At 53.4% G+C, this 17,201-nt stretch carries 19 protein-coding genes and 1 tRNA gene; 16 read left to right on the top strand and 4 right to left on the bottom strand.

Features of this window, described 5'->3' with window-relative positions; translation table 11 throughout:
* Window positions 1-208: 208 nt before the first annotated feature.
* The gene (gene eco, locus K0778_RS04415; RefSeq protein WP_000712249.1) at window positions 209-718 is read right to left on the bottom strand and encodes a serine protease inhibitor ecotin; all 510 of its coding nucleotides are present in this window, start codon (window positions 716-718) and stop codon (window positions 209-211) included.
* Between the two features lie 113 nt (window positions 719-831).
* Window positions 832-996 carry a protein YojO gene (yojO, locus tag K0778_RS04410; RefSeq protein WP_001298786.1) on the bottom strand — a complete coding sequence of 55 codons (165 nt, stop codon included), beginning with the start codon at window positions 994-996 and terminating at the stop codon, window positions 832-834.
* A gap of 108 nt (window positions 997-1,104) precedes the next feature.
* Between yojO and napF the strand changes: the two genes are divergently transcribed.
* The 15 genes from napF to ccmH are packed head-to-tail and all read left to right on the top strand — an operon-like array spanning window position 1,105 to window position 13,244.
* On the top strand, window positions 1,105-1,599 hold the full coding sequence (gene napF, locus K0778_RS04405) for a ferredoxin-type protein NapF (protein WP_000686735.1): 495 nt from the start codon (window positions 1,105-1,107) through the stop codon (window positions 1,597-1,599).
* Window positions 1,589-1,852, top strand: coding sequence for a chaperone NapD (gene napD, locus K0778_RS04400; protein ID WP_000557378.1), 264 nt, complete (start codon window positions 1,589-1,591; stop codon window positions 1,850-1,852). The genes napF and napD overlap by 11 nt, the downstream gene beginning before the upstream one ends.
* The gene (gene napA, locus K0778_RS04395) at window positions 1,849-4,335 is read left to right on the top strand and encodes a periplasmic nitrate reductase subunit alpha (protein ID WP_000778061.1); all 2,487 of its coding nucleotides are present in this window, start codon (window positions 1,849-1,851) and stop codon (window positions 4,333-4,335) included. Before napD ends, napA begins: the two co-directional genes overlap by 4 nt.
* A gap of 6 nt (window positions 4,336-4,341) precedes the next feature.
* Complete coding sequence (napG, locus tag K0778_RS04390; protein ID WP_000091291.1) at window positions 4,342-5,037, top strand: ferredoxin-type protein NapG; 696 nt, start codon at window positions 4,342-4,344, stop codon at window positions 5,035-5,037.
* The gene (napH, locus tag K0778_RS04385) at window positions 5,024-5,887 is read left to right on the top strand and encodes a quinol dehydrogenase ferredoxin subunit NapH (protein WP_000013515.1); all 864 of its coding nucleotides are present in this window, start codon (window positions 5,024-5,026) and stop codon (window positions 5,885-5,887) included. Before napG ends, napH begins: the two co-directional genes overlap by 14 nt.
* The gene (gene napB / locus K0778_RS04380) at window positions 5,884-6,333 is read left to right on the top strand and encodes a nitrate reductase cytochrome c-type subunit (protein WP_000835174.1); all 450 of its coding nucleotides are present in this window, start codon (window positions 5,884-5,886) and stop codon (window positions 6,331-6,333) included. The genes napH and napB overlap by 4 nt, the downstream gene beginning before the upstream one ends.
* Before the next feature lie 9 nt (window positions 6,334-6,342).
* Window positions 6,343-6,945, top strand: coding sequence for a cytochrome c-type protein NapC (gene napC / locus K0778_RS04375; RefSeq protein WP_000528376.1), 603 nt, complete (start codon window positions 6,343-6,345; stop codon window positions 6,943-6,945).
* Window positions 6,946-6,957: 12 nt separating this feature from the next.
* Entirely contained in the window at window positions 6,958-7,581 is a 624-nt protein-coding gene (gene ccmA / locus K0778_RS04370; protein WP_000525587.1) for a cytochrome c biogenesis heme-transporting ATPase CcmA, read from the top strand.
* Window positions 7,578-8,240: a heme exporter protein CcmB gene (ccmB, locus tag K0778_RS04365; RefSeq protein ID WP_000971730.1), complete on the top strand. Its 663-nt coding sequence runs from the start codon at window positions 7,578-7,580 to the stop codon at window positions 8,238-8,240. The genes ccmA and ccmB overlap by 4 nt, the downstream gene beginning before the upstream one ends.
* Window positions 8,241-8,281: 41 nt before the next feature.
* On the top strand, window positions 8,282-9,019 hold the full coding sequence (ccmC, locus tag K0778_RS04360; RefSeq protein WP_001295447.1) for a heme exporter protein CcmC: 738 nt from the start codon (window positions 8,282-8,284) through the stop codon (window positions 9,017-9,019).
* On the top strand, window positions 9,016-9,225 hold the full coding sequence (gene ccmD, locus K0778_RS04355) for a heme exporter protein CcmD (protein ID WP_000186540.1): 210 nt from the start codon (window positions 9,016-9,018) through the stop codon (window positions 9,223-9,225). Before ccmC ends, ccmD begins: the two co-directional genes overlap by 4 nt.
* A complete protein-coding gene (gene ccmE, locus K0778_RS04350; RefSeq protein ID WP_001026418.1) occupies window positions 9,222-9,701 on the top strand; it encodes a cytochrome c maturation protein CcmE in 480 nt (159 codons plus the stop codon). The genes ccmD and ccmE overlap by 4 nt, the downstream gene beginning before the upstream one ends.
* Entirely contained in the window at window positions 9,698-11,641 is a 1,944-nt protein-coding gene (ccmF, locus tag K0778_RS04345; RefSeq protein WP_000982447.1) for a cytochrome c-type biogenesis heme lyase CcmF, read from the top strand. The genes ccmE and ccmF overlap by 4 nt, the downstream gene beginning before the upstream one ends.
* On the top strand, window positions 11,638-12,195 hold the full coding sequence (dsbE, locus tag K0778_RS04340) for a thiol:disulfide interchange protein DsbE (RefSeq protein WP_000824439.1): 558 nt from the start codon (window positions 11,638-11,640) through the stop codon (window positions 12,193-12,195). Before ccmF ends, dsbE begins: the two co-directional genes overlap by 4 nt.
* Window positions 12,192-13,244: a cytochrome c-type biogenesis thiol:disulfide oxidoreductase CcmH gene (gene ccmH, locus K0778_RS04335; RefSeq protein ID WP_001211575.1), complete on the top strand. Its 1,053-nt coding sequence runs from the start codon at window positions 12,192-12,194 to the stop codon at window positions 13,242-13,244. Before dsbE ends, ccmH begins: the two co-directional genes overlap by 4 nt.
* Window positions 13,245-13,454: 210 nt before the next feature.
* Here ccmH and narP read toward each other — a convergent pair whose 3' ends face one another.
* Window positions 13,455-14,102 carry a nitrate/nitrite response regulator protein NarP gene (gene narP, locus K0778_RS04330; RefSeq protein WP_001113637.1) on the bottom strand — a complete coding sequence of 216 codons (648 nt, stop codon included), beginning with the start codon at window positions 14,100-14,102 and terminating at the stop codon, window positions 13,455-13,457.
* Window positions 14,103-14,421: 319 nt separating this feature from the next.
* On the opposite strand from narP, the gene yejO reads away from it, so the two are divergent.
* Window positions 14,422-17,013 (top strand): autotransporter YejO, encoded by a 2,592-nt coding sequence (yejO, locus tag K0778_RS04325; protein WP_153449057.1) that lies wholly within the window; start codon window positions 14,422-14,424, stop codon window positions 17,011-17,013.
* Window positions 17,014-17,115: 102 nt separating this feature from the next.
* Here the strand turns inward: yejO and K0778_RS04320 are convergent.
* Window positions 17,116-17,192 (bottom strand) — tRNA-Pro (locus K0778_RS04320).
* Window positions 17,193-17,201 lie beyond the last annotated feature (9 nt).

The following is a 17,201-nucleotide window of genomic DNA, read 5'->3' as shown; positions in this document are numbered from 1 at the left end:
GCCAGCGTCGCATCAGGCAACCGGCTCGGACGTTGGATGTCGGATGCGGCGTAACCGCCTTATCCAACCTACGGGGTGGAGCACTTCACAGCGGTGTAGGCCTGATAAGACGCGCCAGCGTCGCATCAGGCAACCGGCTCGGGCGTTGGATGTCGGATGCGGCGTGACCGCCTTGTCTGACCTACGGGGTGCCGCACTTCACGGCAGTTTAGCGAACTACCGCGTTGTCAATTTTCTCTTCCGCCTTCCAGACGCGGTACTTCACATCTACATTGTCTGGCGTATACACCACGATCGGCAGCTTGCTGTTGTAACGCAGCATTCCAGCATCGCCCAGATACGCGGTGACAAATTTCTTCTCTTTCTTGCCATCTGGGCAGGCCATCATCGTCGAAACCGGGGAACTGACTTTATCAAAGACATAATAATCATAGCCCCAGCCTTCCAGCGTTTTGTTTTCCAGCTTCCCGCCGAGACGATGCAAATTGCAATCGACTTCCAGCGTCTGACCGATTAACAGTTCTACTTTCAGGGTAGATTCATCTTCTTGCGGGGTTAACTGAATCACCTGACGCTTCATCCCTTTTTCAGCTTGTGGATAAGGCGCGATTTTTTCCAGTGGCTGGACGCTTTCTGCCGCCCAGGCGGAAGTGGTAGCGAAAGCGGCAAACAATACTGCAGGTAGAATGGTCTTCATTTTTTTGCTTTCCTTCTTCATTTATAGGTTTTCACCGATGATGTCGCTGAAGGTTAACATATTCATCAGATTTATTAATTTGCTTTATGAATAACTTAAAGAACATTCAGACAATTTTACCTGCTCTTTTAGTGTTAAATTCTAATGAGAGAGCAAACCAGCAGAAATATCTCTGGTGAATTAATCGCTATATAAATATATTTATAACCATTTGAAATGTGAGCAAAAGCCCGTTTTTGCCACGCTTCCCGCCACTCTTTTGATCCTGCTACAGGTTTTACCCCGATCGGGGTATGCATCTTTGACACATCCTTTAATATCTTAGCGGCTATAAAAATGGCTTATTAATTATGCGGTTTATTTGGTCGCTCTCAATTTTCAGAGCGCGTTAATGATGGAAGGTCAATGTGAAGATTGATGCATCCCGTCGGGGCATACTCACTGGTCGCTGGCGCAAAGCCAGTAACGGTATCCGTCCGCCCTGGTCCGGTGATGAATCTCATTTTCTGACCCATTGCACCCGCTGCGACGCCTGTATTAATGCTTGTGAAAACAACATTCTGCAACGCGGCGCGGGCGGCTATCCGAGCGTTAATTTCAAAAATAACGAGTGCAGCTTCTGTTACGACTGCGCGCAGGCTTGCCCCGAATCGCTATTTTCTCCGCGCCACACCAGGGCCTGGGATTTGCAGTTCACCATCGGGGACGCGTGCCTGGCGTATCAGTCAGTTGAATGCCGCCGCTGTCAGGATAGCTGTGAGCCAATGGCAATTATCTTTCGCCCGACGCTCTCCGGGATCTACCAGCCGCAACTTAATAGCCAACTTTGCAACGGATGTGGAGCATGTGCAGCCAGCTGTCCGGTATCAGCCATAACTGCGGAGTATCTCCATGCACACTAACTGGCAAGTTTGCAGCCTGGTCGTGCAGGCCAAAAGCGAACGAATTTCAGACATCAGCACCCAACTGAACGCCTTTCCCGGCTGTGAAGTTGCTGTCAGCGACGCGCCGAGCGGTCAGTTGATTGTGGTGGTGGAAGCAGAAGACAGCGAAACGCTGATCCAAACCATTGAGTCAGTACGCAACGTAGAGGGCGTGCTGGCGGTGTCGCTGGTTTATCACCAGCAGGAAGAGCAAGGTGAGGAAACACCATGAAACTCAGTCGTCGTAGCTTTATGAAAGCTAACGCCGTTGCGGCCGCTGCGGCGGCTGCCGGTCTCAGCGTGCCGGGCGTTGCCCGCGCCGTTGTTGGTCAGCAGGAAGCCATCAAATGGGATAAAGCGCCGTGCCGTTTCTGCGGTACTGGTTGCGGCGTTCTGGTCGGAACGCAGCAGGGACGTGTGGTGGCCTGTCAGGGCGACCCGGACGCACCGGTTAACCGTGGCCTGAACTGCATTAAGGGCTATTTCCTGCCCAAAATCATGTACGGTAAAGACCGTTTGACGCAGCCGCTGCTGCGTATGAAAAACGGTAAATATGACAAAGAAGGCGAATTTACCCCAATCACCTGGGATCAGGCCTTCGATGTGATGGAAGAGAAATTCAAAACCGCCCTGAAAGAAAAAGGGCCGGAATCGATCGGTATGTTCGGTTCTGGTCAGTGGACTATCTGGGAAGGTTATGCCGCGTCCAAGCTGTTTAAAGCGGGCTTCCGTTCGAACAACATCGACCCGAACGCGCGTCACTGTATGGCGTCGGCAGTAGTTGGCTTTATGCGTACCTTTGGTATGGATGAGCCGATGGGCTGCTATGACGACATCGAGCAGGCTGACGCGTTTGTGCTGTGGGGCGCAAACATGGCGGAAATGCACCCGATCCTCTGGTCGCGCATCACTAACCGTCGTCTCTCTAACCAGAACGTCACCGTGGCGGTGCTTTCTACCTACCAGCATCGTAGCTTCGAGCTGGCGGATAACGGCATCATCTTTACGCCGCAATCTGACCTGGTGATCCTGAACTACATCGCCAACTATATCATTCAAAACAATGCGATAAATCAGGACTTCTTCAGCAAGCACGTTAACCTGCGCAAAGGGGCGACGGACATCGGCTACGGTTTACGTCCGACCCATCCGCTGGAAAAAGCAGCGAAGAATCCGGGTTCTGACGCCTCCGAACCGATGAGCTTTGAAGATTACAAAGCCTTCGTTGCCGAGTATACGCTGGAAAAAACTGCCGAAATGACCGGCGTGCCGAAAGACCAGTTAGAACAACTGGCGCAGCTGTATGCCGATCCGAACAAGAAAGTCATCTCCTACTGGACGATGGGCTTCAACCAGCATACTCGTGGCGTGTGGGCTAACAACCTGGTCTACAACCTGCACCTGCTGACCGGCAAAATTTCCCAGCCGGGTTGCGGTCCGTTCTCCCTGACCGGGCAACCTTCTGCGTGTGGTACTGCGCGTGAAGTGGGCACCTTTGCTCACCGTCTGCCTGCGGACATGGTGGTGACCAACGAGAAACACCGTGATATCTGCGAGAAGAAGTGGAATATCCCGAGCGGCACCATTCCGGCGAAAATCGGTCTGCACGCGGTGGCACAAGACCGTGCGCTGAAAGACGGCAAACTGAATGTTTACTGGACCATGTGTACCAACAACATGCAGGCCGGGCCGAACATCAATGAAGAGCGTATGCCGGGCTGGCGCGATCCGCGCAACTTCATCATCGTCTCCGATCCGTATCCGACAGTCAGTGCGCTGGCCGCCGACTTGATCCTGCCGACCGCAATGTGGGTAGAGAAAGAGGGCGCTTACGGTAACGCCGAACGCCGTACTCAGTTCTGGCGTCAACAGGTACAGGCACCGGGCGAAGCGAAATCGGATCTCTGGCAGTTAGTCCAGTTCTCCCGCCGCTTCAAAACTGAAGAAGTATGGCCGGAAGATCTGCTGGCGAAGAAACCGGAACTGCGTGGCAAAACGCTGTACGAAGTGCTGTATGCCACACCGGAAGTGAGCAAATTCCCGGTATCCGAACTGGCGGAAGATCAGCTGAACGATGAATCCCGCGAGCTGGGCTTCTATCTGCAAAAAGGGCTGTTCGAAGAGTACGCATGGTTTGGTCGCGGTCACGGTCACGATCTGGCACCGTTCGATGACTACCACAAAGCGCGCGGTCTGCGCTGGCCGGTGGTGAACGGTAAAGAAACGCAGTGGCGTTACAGCGAAGGTAACGACCCGTACGTGAAAGCGGGCGAAGGCTATAAGTTCTACGGTAAACCGGATGGCAAAGCGGTGATCTTCGCACTGCCATTCGAACCGGCGGCGGAAGCACCGGATGAAGAGTACGACCTGTGGCTCTCTACCGGACGCGTTCTGGAGCACTGGCACACCGGCAGTATGACTCGCCGTGTACCAGAACTGCACCGCGCCTTCCCGGAAGCGGTCCTGTTTATTCACCCGCTGGATGCGAAAGCGCGCGATCTGCGCCGTGGCGACAAAGTGAAAGTGGTTTCTCGCCGTGGCGAAGTGATCTCGATTGTTGAAACGCGCGGTCGTAACCGTCCGCCACAGGGCCTGGTGTACATGCCGTTCTTCGACGCCGCACAGTTGGTTAACAAACTGACGCTGGATGCGACCGATCCGCTCTCGAAAGAGACGGACTTCAAGAAGTGCGCGGTCAAACTGGAGAAGGTGTAAGCCATTATGTCCCGGTCAGCGAAACCTCAAAATGGTCGCCGCCGCTTTCTGCGCGATGTCGTTCGCACAGCAGGCGGGCTGGCTGCCGTGGGTGTGGCGCTGGGGTTACAACAGCAAACCGCACGCGCATCTGGCGTGCGGTTGCGCCCGCCCGGAGCCATAAACGAGAACGCCTTTGCCAGTGCCTGTGTGCGTTGCGGTCAGTGTGTTCAGGCTTGCCCTTACGACACCTTAAAACTGGCGACGCTGGCCTCTGGTCTGTCGGCGGGCACGCCATATTTTGTCGCACGGGATATTCCTTGCGAAATGTGTGAGGACATTCCGTGCGCCAAAGTGTGCCCAAGCGGTGCGCTGGATCGTGAGATTGAATCGATCGACGACGCGCGGATGGGGCTGGCGGTACTGGTGGACCAGGAAAACTGTCTCAACTTTCAGGGGCTGCGCTGCGATGTTTGTTATCGCGAATGCCCGAAAATTGATGAGGCCATCACCCTGGAGCTGGAGCGCAACACGCGTACCGGTAAGCACGCCCGCTTTCTGCCGACGGTTCACAGCGACGCCTGTACCGGTTGCGGTAAGTGCGAAAAAGTATGCGTGCTGGAACAACCGGCAATCAAGGTGTTACCGCTGTCACTGGCGAAAGGGGAGTTAGGTCACCATTACCGCTTCGGCTGGCTGGAGGGGAACAATGGCAAATCGTAAACGTGACGCCGGGCGCGAGGCGCTGGAGAAAAAAGGCTGGTGGCGCAGTCACCGTTGGCTGGTGTTACGTCGCCTTTGTCAGTTCTTCGTGCTGGGGATGTTTTTGAGCGGTCCATGGTTTGGTGTGTGGATCTTGCACGGCAACTACAGCAGTAGCCTGTTATTCGACACCGTTCCGCTGACCGATCCGCTGATGACGCTGCAAAGTCTTGCCAGTGGTCATCTGCCTGCCACGGTGGCGTTGACCGGTGCGGTGATTATCACCGTGCTCTACGCCCTGGCGGGAAAGCGATTATTTTGCAGCTGGGTCTGCCCGCTGAACCCGATTACCGACTTAGCGAACTGGTTACGCAGGCGCTTTGACCTCAATCAGTCTGCGACGATCCCTCGCCACATTCGCTACGTGCTGTTGGTGGTCATTCTGGTGGGATCAGCCTTAACTGGCACGCTCATTTGGGAATGGATCAACCCCGTTTCTCTGATGGGGCGTAGCCTGGTAATGGGCTTCGGCAGCGGCGCGCTGCTTATTCTCGCGCTGTTTTTATTTGATCTACTGGTCGTTGAACACGGCTGGTGCGGGCACATTTGTCCGGTTGGCGCGCTGTATGGCGTGCTGGGTAGCAAAGGTGTGATTACCGTTGCGGCCACCGATCGGCAGAAATGTAACCGCTGTATGGATTGTTTTCATGTTTGCCCGGAACCGCATGTGCTACGTGCCCCGGTGCTGGATGAACAAAGCCCGGTGCAGGTCACCAGCCGCGATTGCATGACGTGCGGTCGCTGCGTGGATGTCTGTTCTGAGGATGTATTTACAATAACTACACGATGGAGTTCGGGAGCGAAATCATGAAAAGCCATGACCTGAAGAAAGCGCTGTGTCAATGGACGGCGATGCTGGCCCTGGTGGTAAGCGGCGCGGTTTGGGCGGCTAATGGCGTCGATTTTAGCCAGTCGCCGGAAGTATCCGGGACACAGGAAGGGGCCATTCGGATGCCAAAAGAGCAGGATCGGATGCCGCTGAACTATGTGAATCAGCCGCCAATGATCCCGCATAGCGTTGAAGGTTATCAGGTAACGACCAATACCAATCGCTGCTTGCAGTGCCACGGTGTCGAAAGCTATCGCACCACTGGCGCGCCGCGTATCAGTCCTACTCACTTTATGGACAGCGACGGCAAAGTGGGCGCGGAAGTGGCTCCGCGTCGTTATTTCTGTCTGCAATGTCACGTACCGCAGGCCGATACCGCGCCAATCGTGGGGAATACCTTTACCCCATCAAAAGGTTACGGGAAATAAGAGGTTATTATGGGAAATTCTGACCGTAAGCCTGGTCTGATTAAGCGCCTGTGGAAATGGTGGCGTACCCCCAGCCGTCTGGCGCTAGGGACGCTGCTGTTGATCGGTTTTGTTGGCGGCATCGTCTTCTGGGGTGGCTTTAACACCGGGATGGAAAAAGCCAATACCGAAGAGTTCTGCATTAGCTGCCACGAAATGCGCAACACGGTGTATCAGGAATACATGGATTCCGTGCACTACAACAACCGTAGCGGCGTCCGTGCGACCTGTCCGGATTGTCACGTTCCGCACGAGTTTGTGCCGAAGATGATACGCAAGCTCAAAGCAAGTAAAGAGCTGTATGGTAAAATTTTTGGCGTTATTGACACGCCGCAGAAATTTGAAGCTCATCGTCTGACGATGGCACAGAATGAGTGGCGGCGCATGAAGGACAATAACTCGCAGGAGTGCCGTAACTGTCACAACTTCGAGTATATGGATACAACCGCCCAGAAATCGGTTGCCGCGAAGATGCATGACCAGGCGGTGAAAGATGGGCAAACCTGTATTGATTGCCATAAAGGGATAGCGCACAAGCTGCCCGATATGCGTGAAGTCGAGCCAGGTTTTTAACAGGGTTATTGCGTGGGTATGCTTGAAGCCAGAGAGTTACTTTGTGAGCGGGATGAACGAACCTTATTTAGTGGCTTGTCATTTACGCTGAACGCAGGAGAGTGGGTACAAATCACCGGTAGCAACGGCGCGGGGAAGACAACGCTTCTCCGTTTGCTGACGGGGTTGTCTCGCCCTGACGCAGGCGAGGTTCTCTGGCAAGGGCAGCCCTTGCATCAGGTACGCGACAGCTACCATCAAAACCTGTTATGGATAGGCCATCAGCCGGGGATCAAAACCCGGCTGACGGCGTTAGAAAATCTGCACTTTTATCATCGCGATGGCGATACCGCACAATGTCTGGAAGCCCTGGCGCAGGCCGGGCTTGCCGGATTCGAAGATATTCCTGTAAATCAGCTCTCGGCCGGGCAACAACGCCGCGTCGCTTTAGCGCGTCTGTGGCTGACCCGTGCCACGTTATGGATCCTCGACGAGCCTTTTACCGCGATTGACGTTAACGGTGTCGATCGTCTGACCCAGCGTATGGCGCAGCATACGGAGCAGGGGGGGATTGTGATTCTGACTACCCACCAGCCGCTCAACGTTGCTGAAAGTAAAATTCGCCGCATTTCACTGACGCAAACGAGGGCCGCATGATGTTCTGGCGCATTTTCCGTCTTGAGCTGCGTGTAGCGTTTCGCCATAGCGCCGAAATCGCCAACCCGCTGTGGTTCTTCCTGATTGTAATTACCCTTTTTCCGCTCAGTATCGGTCCGGAGCCGCAACTGCTGGCGCGTATTGCACCGGGCATTATCTGGGTTGCTGCGCTGCTTTCATCCTTGCTGGCGCTGGAACGACTGTTCCGTGACGATTTGCAGGACGGCAGTCTTGAACAATTGATGTTGTTGCCGTTACCCTTGCCCGCCGTTGTGCTGGCGAAGGTGATGGCGCACTGGATGGTAACCGGTCTGCCGTTACTCATCCTTTCGCCACTGGTAGCAATGCTACTGGGAATGGATGTTTATGGCTGGCAAGTGATGGCGCTGACGCTGCTGCTGGGAACGCCTACGCTTGGCTTTCTCGGTGCACCGGGCGTGGCGCTGACAGTGGGACTTAAGCGCGGTGGTGTGCTGCTCAGCATACTGGTGTTACCGCTGACTATCCCATTACTCATCTTTGCCACCGCCGCGATGGACGCGGCTTCTATGCATTTGCCCGTTGACGGGTATCTGGCAATTTTAGGCGCGTTGCTGGCAGGCACCGCGACATTAAGTCCTTTTGCGACGGCGGCAGCGTTACGAATCAGCATTCAATAACGCTGGATTACTGATTTTTGTTCGAGTCTGGTATCGAAACTATGTGGAAAACACTGCATCAACTGGCGATCCCACCACGGCTGTATCAAATCTGTGGCTGGTTTATACCGTGGCTGGCAATTGCCAGTGTGGTCGTGCTTACCGTCGGCTGGATCTGGGGATTCGGCTTTGCTCCGGCTGATTATCAGCAGGGAAATAGCTACCGCATTATCTACCTGCATGTGCCTGCGGCGATCTGGTCGATGGGCATTTATGCATCAATGGCAGTGGCAGCGTTTATTGGCCTTGTCTGGCAGATGAAAATGGCCAACCTGGCGGTGGCGGCGATGGCCCCCATTGGTGCCGTGTTTACCTTTATTGCCCTGGTTACCGGCTCTGCATGGGGAAAACCGATGTGGGGCACCTGGTGGGTATGGGATGCACGTCTGACTTCTGAACTGGTGCTGCTGTTTTTGTATGTGGGTGTGATTGCCCTGTGGCACGCCTTCGACGACCGCCGTCTGGCGGGCCGTGCGGCAGGTATCCTGGTGCTGATTGGCGTGGTGAATCTGCCGATTATTCATTACTCCGTGGAGTGGTGGAACACCCTGCATCAGGGATCAACGCGGATGCAGCAAAGTATCGATCCGGCGATGCGTTCGCCGCTGCGCTGGTCGATTTTTGGCTTCCTGCTCCTGTCTGCCACGCTGACGCTGATGCGGATGCGTAATTTGATTTTGCTGATGGAAAAACGCCGTCCGTGGGTGAGTGAACTGATACTGAAAAGAGGCCGTAAATGACCCCTGCATTTGCTTCCTGGAATGAATTTTTCGCAATGGGCGGTTACGCCTTTTTTGTCTGGCTGGCGGTGGTGATGACCGTTATTCCGCTGGTGGTTTTGGTCGTGCACTCGGTGATGCAACATCGCGCAATTCTGCGTGGCGTGGCGCAACAGCGGGCGCGTGAGGCGCGTTTACGTGCTGCGCAACAGCAGGAGGCTGCATGAATATTCGCCGTAAAAACCGCTTGTGGATTGCCTGTGCCGTGTTGGCAGGGCTGGCGCTGACTATCGGTCTGGTGCTATATGCGCTGCGCTCGAATATCGATCTCTTTTATACGCCGGGGGAAATTCTCTACGGCAAGCGTGAAACTCAGCAAATGCCGGAAGTCGGTCAGCGTCTGCGCGTTGGCGGGATGGTGATGCCGGGTAGTGTGCAGCGCGATCCCAATTCGCTGAAAGTGACCTTCACCATTTACGATGCTGAAGGCTCAGTGGATGTCTCTTACGAAGGCATTTTGCCGGATCTGTTCCGTGAAGGGCAGGGCGTTGTGGTGCAGGGCGAACTGGAAAAAGGCAATCATATCCTCGCGAAAGAAGTGCTGGCGAAACACGATGAAAACTATACGCCGCCAGAAGTTGAGAAAGCGATGGAAGCTAACCACCGTCGCCCGGCGAGTGTTTATAAGGACCCAGCATCATGATGCCAGAAATTGGTAACGGACTGCTGTGCCTGGCGCTGGGAATTGCGCTGCTGCTGTCCGTGTATCCGCTATGGGGCGTGGCGCGCGGAGATGCGCGCATGATGGCGTCTTCCCGCTTGTTTGCCTGGCTGCTGTTTATGTCTGTGGCTGGCGCATTTCTGGTGCTGGTCAATGCTTTCGTGGTCAACGACTTCACCGTCACCTATGTTGCCAGCAACTCCAATACCCAGCTTCCGGTGTGGTATCGCGTGGCGGCTACCTGGGGCGCGCATGAAGGCTCGCTACTGCTGTGGGTGCTGCTGATGAGCGGCTGGACCTTTGCGGTGGCGATTTTTAGTCAGCGTATTCCGCTGGATATTGTGGCCCGTGTACTGGCGATAATGGGGATGGTCAGTGTCGGCTTTTTGCTGTTCATTCTCTTTACCTCTAACCCGTTCTCTCGCACGTTGCCGAACTTCCCGATTGAAGGTCGCGATCTTAACCCGCTATTGCAGGATCCGGGGCTGATCTTCCATCCGCCTCTGCTTTATATGGGGTACGTGGGTTTCTCGGTGGCGTTTGCTTTTGCCATTGCTTCTTTGCTGAGCGGGCGTCTGGACAGCACTTATGCGCGTTTTACTCGTCCGTGGACGCTGGCAGCGTGGATCTTCCTGACGCTCGGCATCGTGCTCGGTTCCGCATGGGCCTATTACGAACTCGGCTGGGGTGGCTGGTGGTTCTGGGATCCGGTAGAAAACGCCTCGTTTATGCCGTGGCTGGTGGGGACTGCGCTGATGCACTCACTGGCGGTCACTGAACAACGCGCCAGCTTCAAAGCGTGGACATTACTGCTGGCAATCAGTGCCTTCTCGTTGTGTCTGTTGGGGACTTTCCTCGTGCGTTCCGGCGTGCTGGTATCGGTACACGCGTTTGCGTCTGATCCGGCGCGCGGTATGTTTATCCTCGCCTTTATGGTGCTGGTGATTGGCGGTTCGCTGCTGCTGTTTGCCGCGCGTGGACACAAAGTTCGCTCACGCGTAAACAATGCGCTGTGGTCGCGGGAATCTTTGCTGTTAGCGAACAATGTTTTGCTGGTCGCTGCGATGCTGGTGGTGTTGCTGGGGACGCTGCTGCCGTTGGTGCATAAGCAACTGGGACTGGGCAGTATTTCGATTGGCGAACCGTTCTTCAACACCATGTTTACCTGGCTGATGGTGCCGTTTGCGCTACTGCTTGGTGTCGGTCCTCTGGTGCGCTGGGGGCGGGATCGCCCGCGTAAGATCCGCAATTTATTGATTATCGCCTTCATCTCTACGCTGGTGCTGTCGCTGCTGTTGCCGTGGCTGTTCGAAAGCAAAGTTGTGGCGATGACGGTGCTCGGCCTGGCAATGGCCTGCTGGATTGCGGTGCTGGCAATTGCGGAAGCTGCGCTACGTATTTCACGCGGCACGAAAACCACCTTCAGTTATTGGGGGATGGTGGCGGCTCACCTTGGGCTGGCAGTGACAATTGTTGGCATTGCCTTTAGCCAGAACTATAGCGTTGAGCGTGATGTGCGCATGAAGTCCGGCGATAGCGTCGATATTCATGAATATCGCTTCACCTTCCGTGATGTCAAAGAGGTGACTGGCCCGAACTGGCGTGGCGGTGTGGCGACTATCGGCGTAACGCGCGATGGCAAGCCGGAAACGGTGCTGTATGCGGAAAAACGTTATTACAACACTGCCGGGTCGATGATGACCGAAGCGGCAATTGACGGCGGCATCACGCGTGACCTGTACGCGGCCCTCGGTGAAGAGCTGGAAAACGGCGCGTGGGCCGTGCGTCTTTACTACAAACCATTTGTTCGCTGGATTTGGGCGGGCGGGCTGATGATGGCGTTGGGCGGACTGCTGTGTCTGTTTGATCCTCGCTATCGTAAGCGCGTGAGTCCGCAAAAAACTGCGCCGGAGGCCGTATGAAGCGCAAAGTATTGTTAATTCCGTTGATTATCTTCCTGGCGATTGCCGCGGCGCTGCTGTGGCAGCTGGCGCGTAATGCCGAAGGGGATGATCCGACCAATCTGGAATCGGCGCTCATTGGCAAGCCTGTGCCGAAGTTTCGTCTCGAATCACTGGACAATCCGGGGCAGTTTTATCAGGCGGATGTGCTGACTCAGGGCAAACCAGTACTGCTTAACGTCTGGGCGACCTGGTGTCCGACCTGCCGTGCGGAACATCAATATCTGAATCAGCTTTCTGCGCAGGGCATCCGCGTGGTCGGCATGAACTATAAAGACGATCGCCAGAAGGCAATCAGCTGGCTGAAAGAGCTGGGCAATCCTTACGCGCTAAGCCTGTTTGATGGCGATGGCATGTTAGGGCTGGATCTCGGTGTCTATGGCGCGCCAGAAACGTTTCTTATTGACGGCAACGGCATCATTCGCTATCGCCATGCGGGCGATCTGAATCCTCGCGTCTGGGAAGAAGAGATCAAGCCGCTGTGGGAGAAATACAGTAAGGAGGCCGCACAATGAGGTTTTTATTGGGCGTGCTGATGCTGATGATCTCCGGCTCAGCGCTGGCGACCATCGATGTGTTGCAGTTTAAAGATGAAGCACAGGAACAACAGTTCCGTCAGCTCACTGAAGAACTGCGCTGCCCGAAATGCCAGAACAACAGCATTGCCGATTCCAACTCGATGATTGCCACCGACCTGCGTCAGAAAGTGTATGAACTGATGCAGGAAGGTAAAAGTAAAAAAGAGATTGTCGATTATATGGTGGCGCGTTACGGCAACTTCGTCACTTACGATCCGCCGTTAACGCCGCTGACCGTGCTGCTGTGGGTGCTGCCAGTAGTGGCTATTGGCATTGGCGGTTGGGTCATATACGCCCGCTCGCGGCGTCGGGTACGCGTGGTGCCGGAAGCGTTTCCTGAACAAAGCGTGCCGGAAGGTAAGCGTGCCGGATATGTTGTTTATCTGCCGGGTATTGTGGTGGCGTTAATTGTGGCTGGCGTCAGCTACTACCAGACTGGCAATTATCAGCAGGTGAAAATCTGGCAGCAGGCCACGGCACAGGCTCCGGCGTTGCTGGACAGGGCGCTGGATCCGAAAGCCGATCCGCTCAACGAAGAAGAGATGTCGCGTCTTGCGCTGGGGATGCGTACTCAACTGCAAAAAAATCCGGGAGATATAGAAGGCTGGATTATGTTGGGCCGCGTTGGCATGGCGCTGGGTAACGCCAGTATCGCCACCGATGCATACGCCACTGCGTATCGCCTCGATCCGAAAAACAGTGATGCTGCACTGGGATACGCTGAAGCGTTGACTCGTTCATCTGATCCCAACGACAACCGCCTCGGCGGTGAACTGCTACGTCAGCTGGTGAGAACGGACCATAGCAATATCCGTGTGCTAAGCATGTATGCGTTTAATGCCTTTGAGCAGCAGCGATTTGGCGAAGCCGTTGCCGCGTGGGAGATGATGTTGAAACTCTTACCTGCCAACGATACTCGCCGTGCGGTGATTGAACGTAGTATCGCGCAGGCGATGCAACATTTGTCGCCGCAGGAGAGTAAATAAAAAGAGGCCCGATGGTGATGCCATCGGGCTAGACTGTTGACAAAGTGCGCTTAGTTTATGCCGGATGCGGCGTGAACGCCTTATCCGGCCTACAAAATTGTGTAAATTCAATAAATTGATCGATCCACGTAGGCCTGATAAGCGTAGCGCATCAGGCAGTTTTGCGTTTGTCATAAATCTCAGCCCGATGATAAATCCATCGGGCTATTTTTATTGTGCCCCGCGTTGTTGCAGGAACAGAATGGTGGCCGCCACGCGTGAGCGGACATTGAGTTTACGCAGCAGATTGCGAATATGTACTTTTACTGTCTGCTCGGAAATATTCAACACCGAGGCAATCTGTTTATTTGACAGCCCCTGTGCCAGCTCGTGCAGAACATCCAGCTCGCGCTCCGTCAGCACGCTGAAGGGATCTTCTTCCGCGCCAAACATTTCACGTTCACGTAAGTACTGATTGACGCGTTCGCTAAAGACTTTGCTGCCTTTCGCTCCGGCACGAATCGCTTCCAGCAATACTTCCGGGTCGCTGTCTTTCAACAGATAACCGTCTGCGCCTGCGTCTATCAGCGCAAAGACATCGCTGGAGGCATCGGATACGGTCAGGATAATAATTTGCGCGGTAACGCCATCCCTGCGCAAGGCATTGAGAGTATCCAGGCCACTCATACCTTTCATATTGAGATCCAGCAAGATCACGTCGATATCCAGTCTATTCGCCAGATCGATAGCGCTCGCGCCGTCGCCCGCTTCGGCGACCACTTCAAAGCCAGGATCAAGCTCCAGTAACTGACGAACACCGCGTCGCATAAGTGGATGATCATCCACAATCATCACCTGAAAAGGCGTTGCTTCAGGCATAGTAGTCTCCTGAGGTTTTATTAGAATCATTATGTTTGAGCGTAGCGTTGGTAACGCTACCAGGCGCGTGAATGTTACCCCATTTTATGTATGGACATGTAGTGAAAACTACAACCTTGTCGTTCGCTTTGGCATCATTTTCATTATAAAGACGGAATTTTGCATCAGCTTCTCATCAAGAAAAACAACTAAAAAATCAATCACAATACTTGTGCATTTCTTTAAACAGTTTTTAAAAACTGACTCCGGGTATGGAGCTATGGGTATTTTCTGTACCCAATGCTTTTAACAGCAATTAATTTCATAGGATGAAAGCTCAATGCATCAATCTGGTTCTGTTTCTCTTTGTCGTTCCGCAATATCTGTTCTGGTGGCTACAGCGTTATATTCACCCATAGCATTGGCATCAACTGTTGAGTATGGTGAGACAGTTGATGGTGTTGTCCTGGAAAAAGATATCCAGCTGGTTTATGGGACCGCCAATAATACGAAAATCAATCCTGGCGGAGAACACCATATAAAAGAATTTGGTGTAAGTAATAATACTGAAATTAACGGAGGGTATCAGTACATTGAAATGAATGGCGCCGCAGAATACTCAGTATTAAATGACGGTTATCAAATTGTTCAAATGGGTGGCGCGGCAAACCAGACTACGCTCAATAATGGTGTGCTACAGGTTTATGGCGCAGCGAATGATACCACGATTAAAGGCGGGCGCTTAATCGTTGAAAAAGATGGGGGGGCCGTCTTTGTCGCTATCGAAAAGGGAGGACTACTGGAGGTTAAAGAGGGGGGATTTGCATTTGCGGTAGATCAGAAAGCAGGCGGTGCTATTAAAACAACCACGCGGGCCATGGAGGTATTCGGAACAAACCGTCTCGGTCAGTTCGATATCAAGAATGGTATTGCTAATAATATGTTGTTGGAAAACGGCGGAAGTTTGCGAGTTGAAGAAAATGACTTCGCTTATAATACCACTGTAGATAGTGGCGGCTTACTGGAGGTTATGGATGGCGGGACTGTAACTGGCGTTGATAAAAAAGCAGGCGGAAAATTAATTGTCTCAACGAATGCGCTGGAAGTGAGTGGTCCAAACAGTAAAGGCCAATTTAGTATAAAAGATGGTGTGTCAAAAAATTATGAACTGGATGATGGTTCCGGGCTCATTGTTATGGAGGACACGCAGGCCATTGATACTATCCTTGATAAGCATGCCACTATGCAATCGCTGGGAAAGGATACTGGTACGAAAGTGCAGGCAAATGCGGTATATGATCTCGGTCGATCATATCAGAATGGAAGTATCACGTATTCCTCAAAAGCCATCTCTGAAAATATGGTTATCAACAATGGCCGCGCTAACGTCTGGGCTGGCACAATGGTTAACGTTTCAGTCAGAGGGAATGATGGCATTCTTGAGGTCATGAAGCCGCAAATAAATTATGCACCCGCAATGTTGGTGGGTAAGGTAGTGGTTTCTGAGGGCGCTTCTTTTAGAACGCATGGTGCCGTGGATACCAGCAAAGCGGACGTTTCGCTCGAAAATAGCGTATGGACCATCATTGCCGATATCACTACGACGAACCAAAACACCCTCCTCAACTTAGCCAACCTTGCGATGTCTGACGCAAATGTGATTATGATGGATGAGCCAGTGACTCGTTCATCAGTGACGGCAAGTGCGGAAAATTTCATTACGTTGACCACCAATACCCTGTCGGGAAACGGCAATTTTTATATGCGTACCGATATGGCTAATCATCAGAGCGATCAGCTCAACGTCACCGGTCAGGCAACAGGTGATTTCAAAATATTCGTGACGGACACCGGTGCCAGCCCGGCAGCAGGAGATAGCCTTACACTGGTAACAACGGGCGGCGGTGATGCTGCATTTACGTTGGGCAATGCCGGAGGCGTTGTTGATATCGGTACGTATGAATATACCTTGCTGGATAATGGCAACCATAGCTGGAGTCTGGCAGAGAATCGCGCGCAAATTACCCCTTCAACCACTGATGTGCTGAATATGGCGGCCGCACAACCGCTGGTATTTGATGCAGAACTGGACACCGTGCGTGAGCGTCTTGGTAGCGTAAAAGGCGTTAGTTACGATACGGCGATGTGGAGTTCGGCAATTAACACCCGCAACAACGTGACCACTGATGCGGGAGCTGGTTTTGAGCAAACATTGACGGGCCTGACGCTCGGTATCGATAGCCGTTTCTCCCGTGAAGAAAGCAGTACAATTCGCGGCTTGATCTTTGGTTACTCTCATTCTGATATTGGTTTTGATCGCGGCGGCAAAGGTAATATCGATAGCTATACCCTGGGGGCTTATGCCGGTTGGGAGCATCAGAACGGTGCCTATGTTGATGGGGTGGTGAAAGTTGACCGTTTTGCCAACACCATCCATGGCAAGATGAGTAATGGGGCAACAGCGTTTGGCGATTACAATAGTAACGGCGCGGGTGCTCATGTTGAGAGCGGGTTCCGTTGGGTTGACGGATTGTGGAGTGTTAGACCCTATCTGGCCTTTACCGGCTTTACCACAGATGGTCAGGACTACACGTTATCAAACGGCATGCGCGCGGATGTGGGAAATACCCGGATATTACGCGCTGAAGCGGGAACGGCGGTAAGCTATCACATGGACCTGCAAAACGGTACGACGCTGGAACCCTGGCTGAAAGCGGCCGTGCGTCAGGAATACGCCGATTCTAACCAGGTGAAAGTTAATGACGATGGCAAATTTAATAATGATGTGGCTGGAACCAGTGGCGTTTATCAGGCTGGTATAAGGTCATCGTTTACCCCGACGTTAAGCGGTCATTTGTCAGTCAGCTATGGCAATGGCGCAGGGGTAGAATCGCCGTGGAATACTCAGGCGGGTGTGGTCTGGACGTTCTGATAACAGAAAATAAACAGGCTGTGATGTGTCACGGTCTGTTTATCGAATTAATTGCAGATATAAAAAAACCAACCGTAAGGGTTGGTTTTTTCTTGGGATTTTTGGTCGGCACGAGAGGATTTGAACCTCCGACCCCCGACACCCCATGACGGTGCGCTACCAGGCTGCGCTACGTGCCGACTCGTGGC

This window comes from Escherichia sp. XD33 (assembly GCF_019375075.1).
Taxonomy (GTDB): domain Bacteria; phylum Pseudomonadota; class Gammaproteobacteria; order Enterobacterales; family Enterobacteriaceae; genus Enterobacter; species Enterobacter flexneri_A.
This window is presented reverse-complemented; position numbering and strand designations above follow the sequence as displayed.

Excerpts from the sequence above, each read along its gene's own strand:
- dsbE (WP_000824439.1), top strand. The coding sequence starts at position 11,638 with ATGAAGCGCAAAGTATTGTTAATTCCGTTGATTATCTTCCTGGCGATT.
- ccmE (WP_001026418.1), top strand. The coding sequence starts at position 9,222 with ATGAATATTCGCCGTAAAAACCGCTTGTGGATTGCCTGTGCCGTGTTG.
- napA (WP_000778061.1), top strand. The coding sequence starts at position 1,849 with ATGAAACTCAGTCGTCGTAGCTTTATGAAAGCTAACGCCGTTGCGGCC.
- napH (WP_000013515.1), top strand. The coding sequence starts at position 5,024 with ATGGCAAATCGTAAACGTGACGCCGGGCGCGAGGCGCTGGAGAAAAAA.
- ccmH (WP_001211575.1), top strand. The coding sequence starts at position 12,192 with ATGAGGTTTTTATTGGGCGTGCTGATGCTGATGATCTCCGGCTCAGCG.
- ccmC (WP_001295447.1), top strand. The coding sequence starts at position 8,282 with ATGTGGAAAACACTGCATCAACTGGCGATCCCACCACGGCTGTATCAA.
- napD (WP_000557378.1), top strand. The coding sequence starts at position 1,589 with ATGCACACTAACTGGCAAGTTTGCAGCCTGGTCGTGCAGGCCAAAAGC.
- napB (WP_000835174.1), top strand. The coding sequence starts at position 5,884 with ATGAAAAGCCATGACCTGAAGAAAGCGCTGTGTCAATGGACGGCGATG.
- yojO (WP_001298786.1), bottom strand. The coding sequence starts at position 996 with ATGCATACCCCGATCGGGGTAAAACCTGTAGCAGGATCAAAAGAGTGG.
- ccmF (WP_000982447.1), top strand. The coding sequence starts at position 9,698 with ATGATGCCAGAAATTGGTAACGGACTGCTGTGCCTGGCGCTGGGAATT.
- yejO (WP_153449057.1), top strand. The coding sequence starts at position 14,422 with ATGCATCAATCTGGTTCTGTTTCTCTTTGTCGTTCCGCAATATCTGTT.
- napC (WP_000528376.1), top strand. The coding sequence starts at position 6,343 with ATGGGAAATTCTGACCGTAAGCCTGGTCTGATTAAGCGCCTGTGGAAA.
- ccmB (WP_000971730.1), top strand. The coding sequence starts at position 7,578 with ATGATGTTCTGGCGCATTTTCCGTCTTGAGCTGCGTGTAGCGTTTCGC.
- eco (WP_000712249.1), bottom strand. The coding sequence starts at position 718 with ATGAAGAAGGAAAGCAAAAAAATGAAGACCATTCTACCTGCAGTATTG.
- ccmD (WP_000186540.1), top strand. The coding sequence starts at position 9,016 with ATGACCCCTGCATTTGCTTCCTGGAATGAATTTTTCGCAATGGGCGGT.
- narP (WP_001113637.1), bottom strand. The coding sequence starts at position 14,102 with ATGCCTGAAGCAACGCCTTTTCAGGTGATGATTGTGGATGATCATCCA.
- napG (WP_000091291.1), top strand. The coding sequence starts at position 4,342 with ATGTCCCGGTCAGCGAAACCTCAAAATGGTCGCCGCCGCTTTCTGCGC.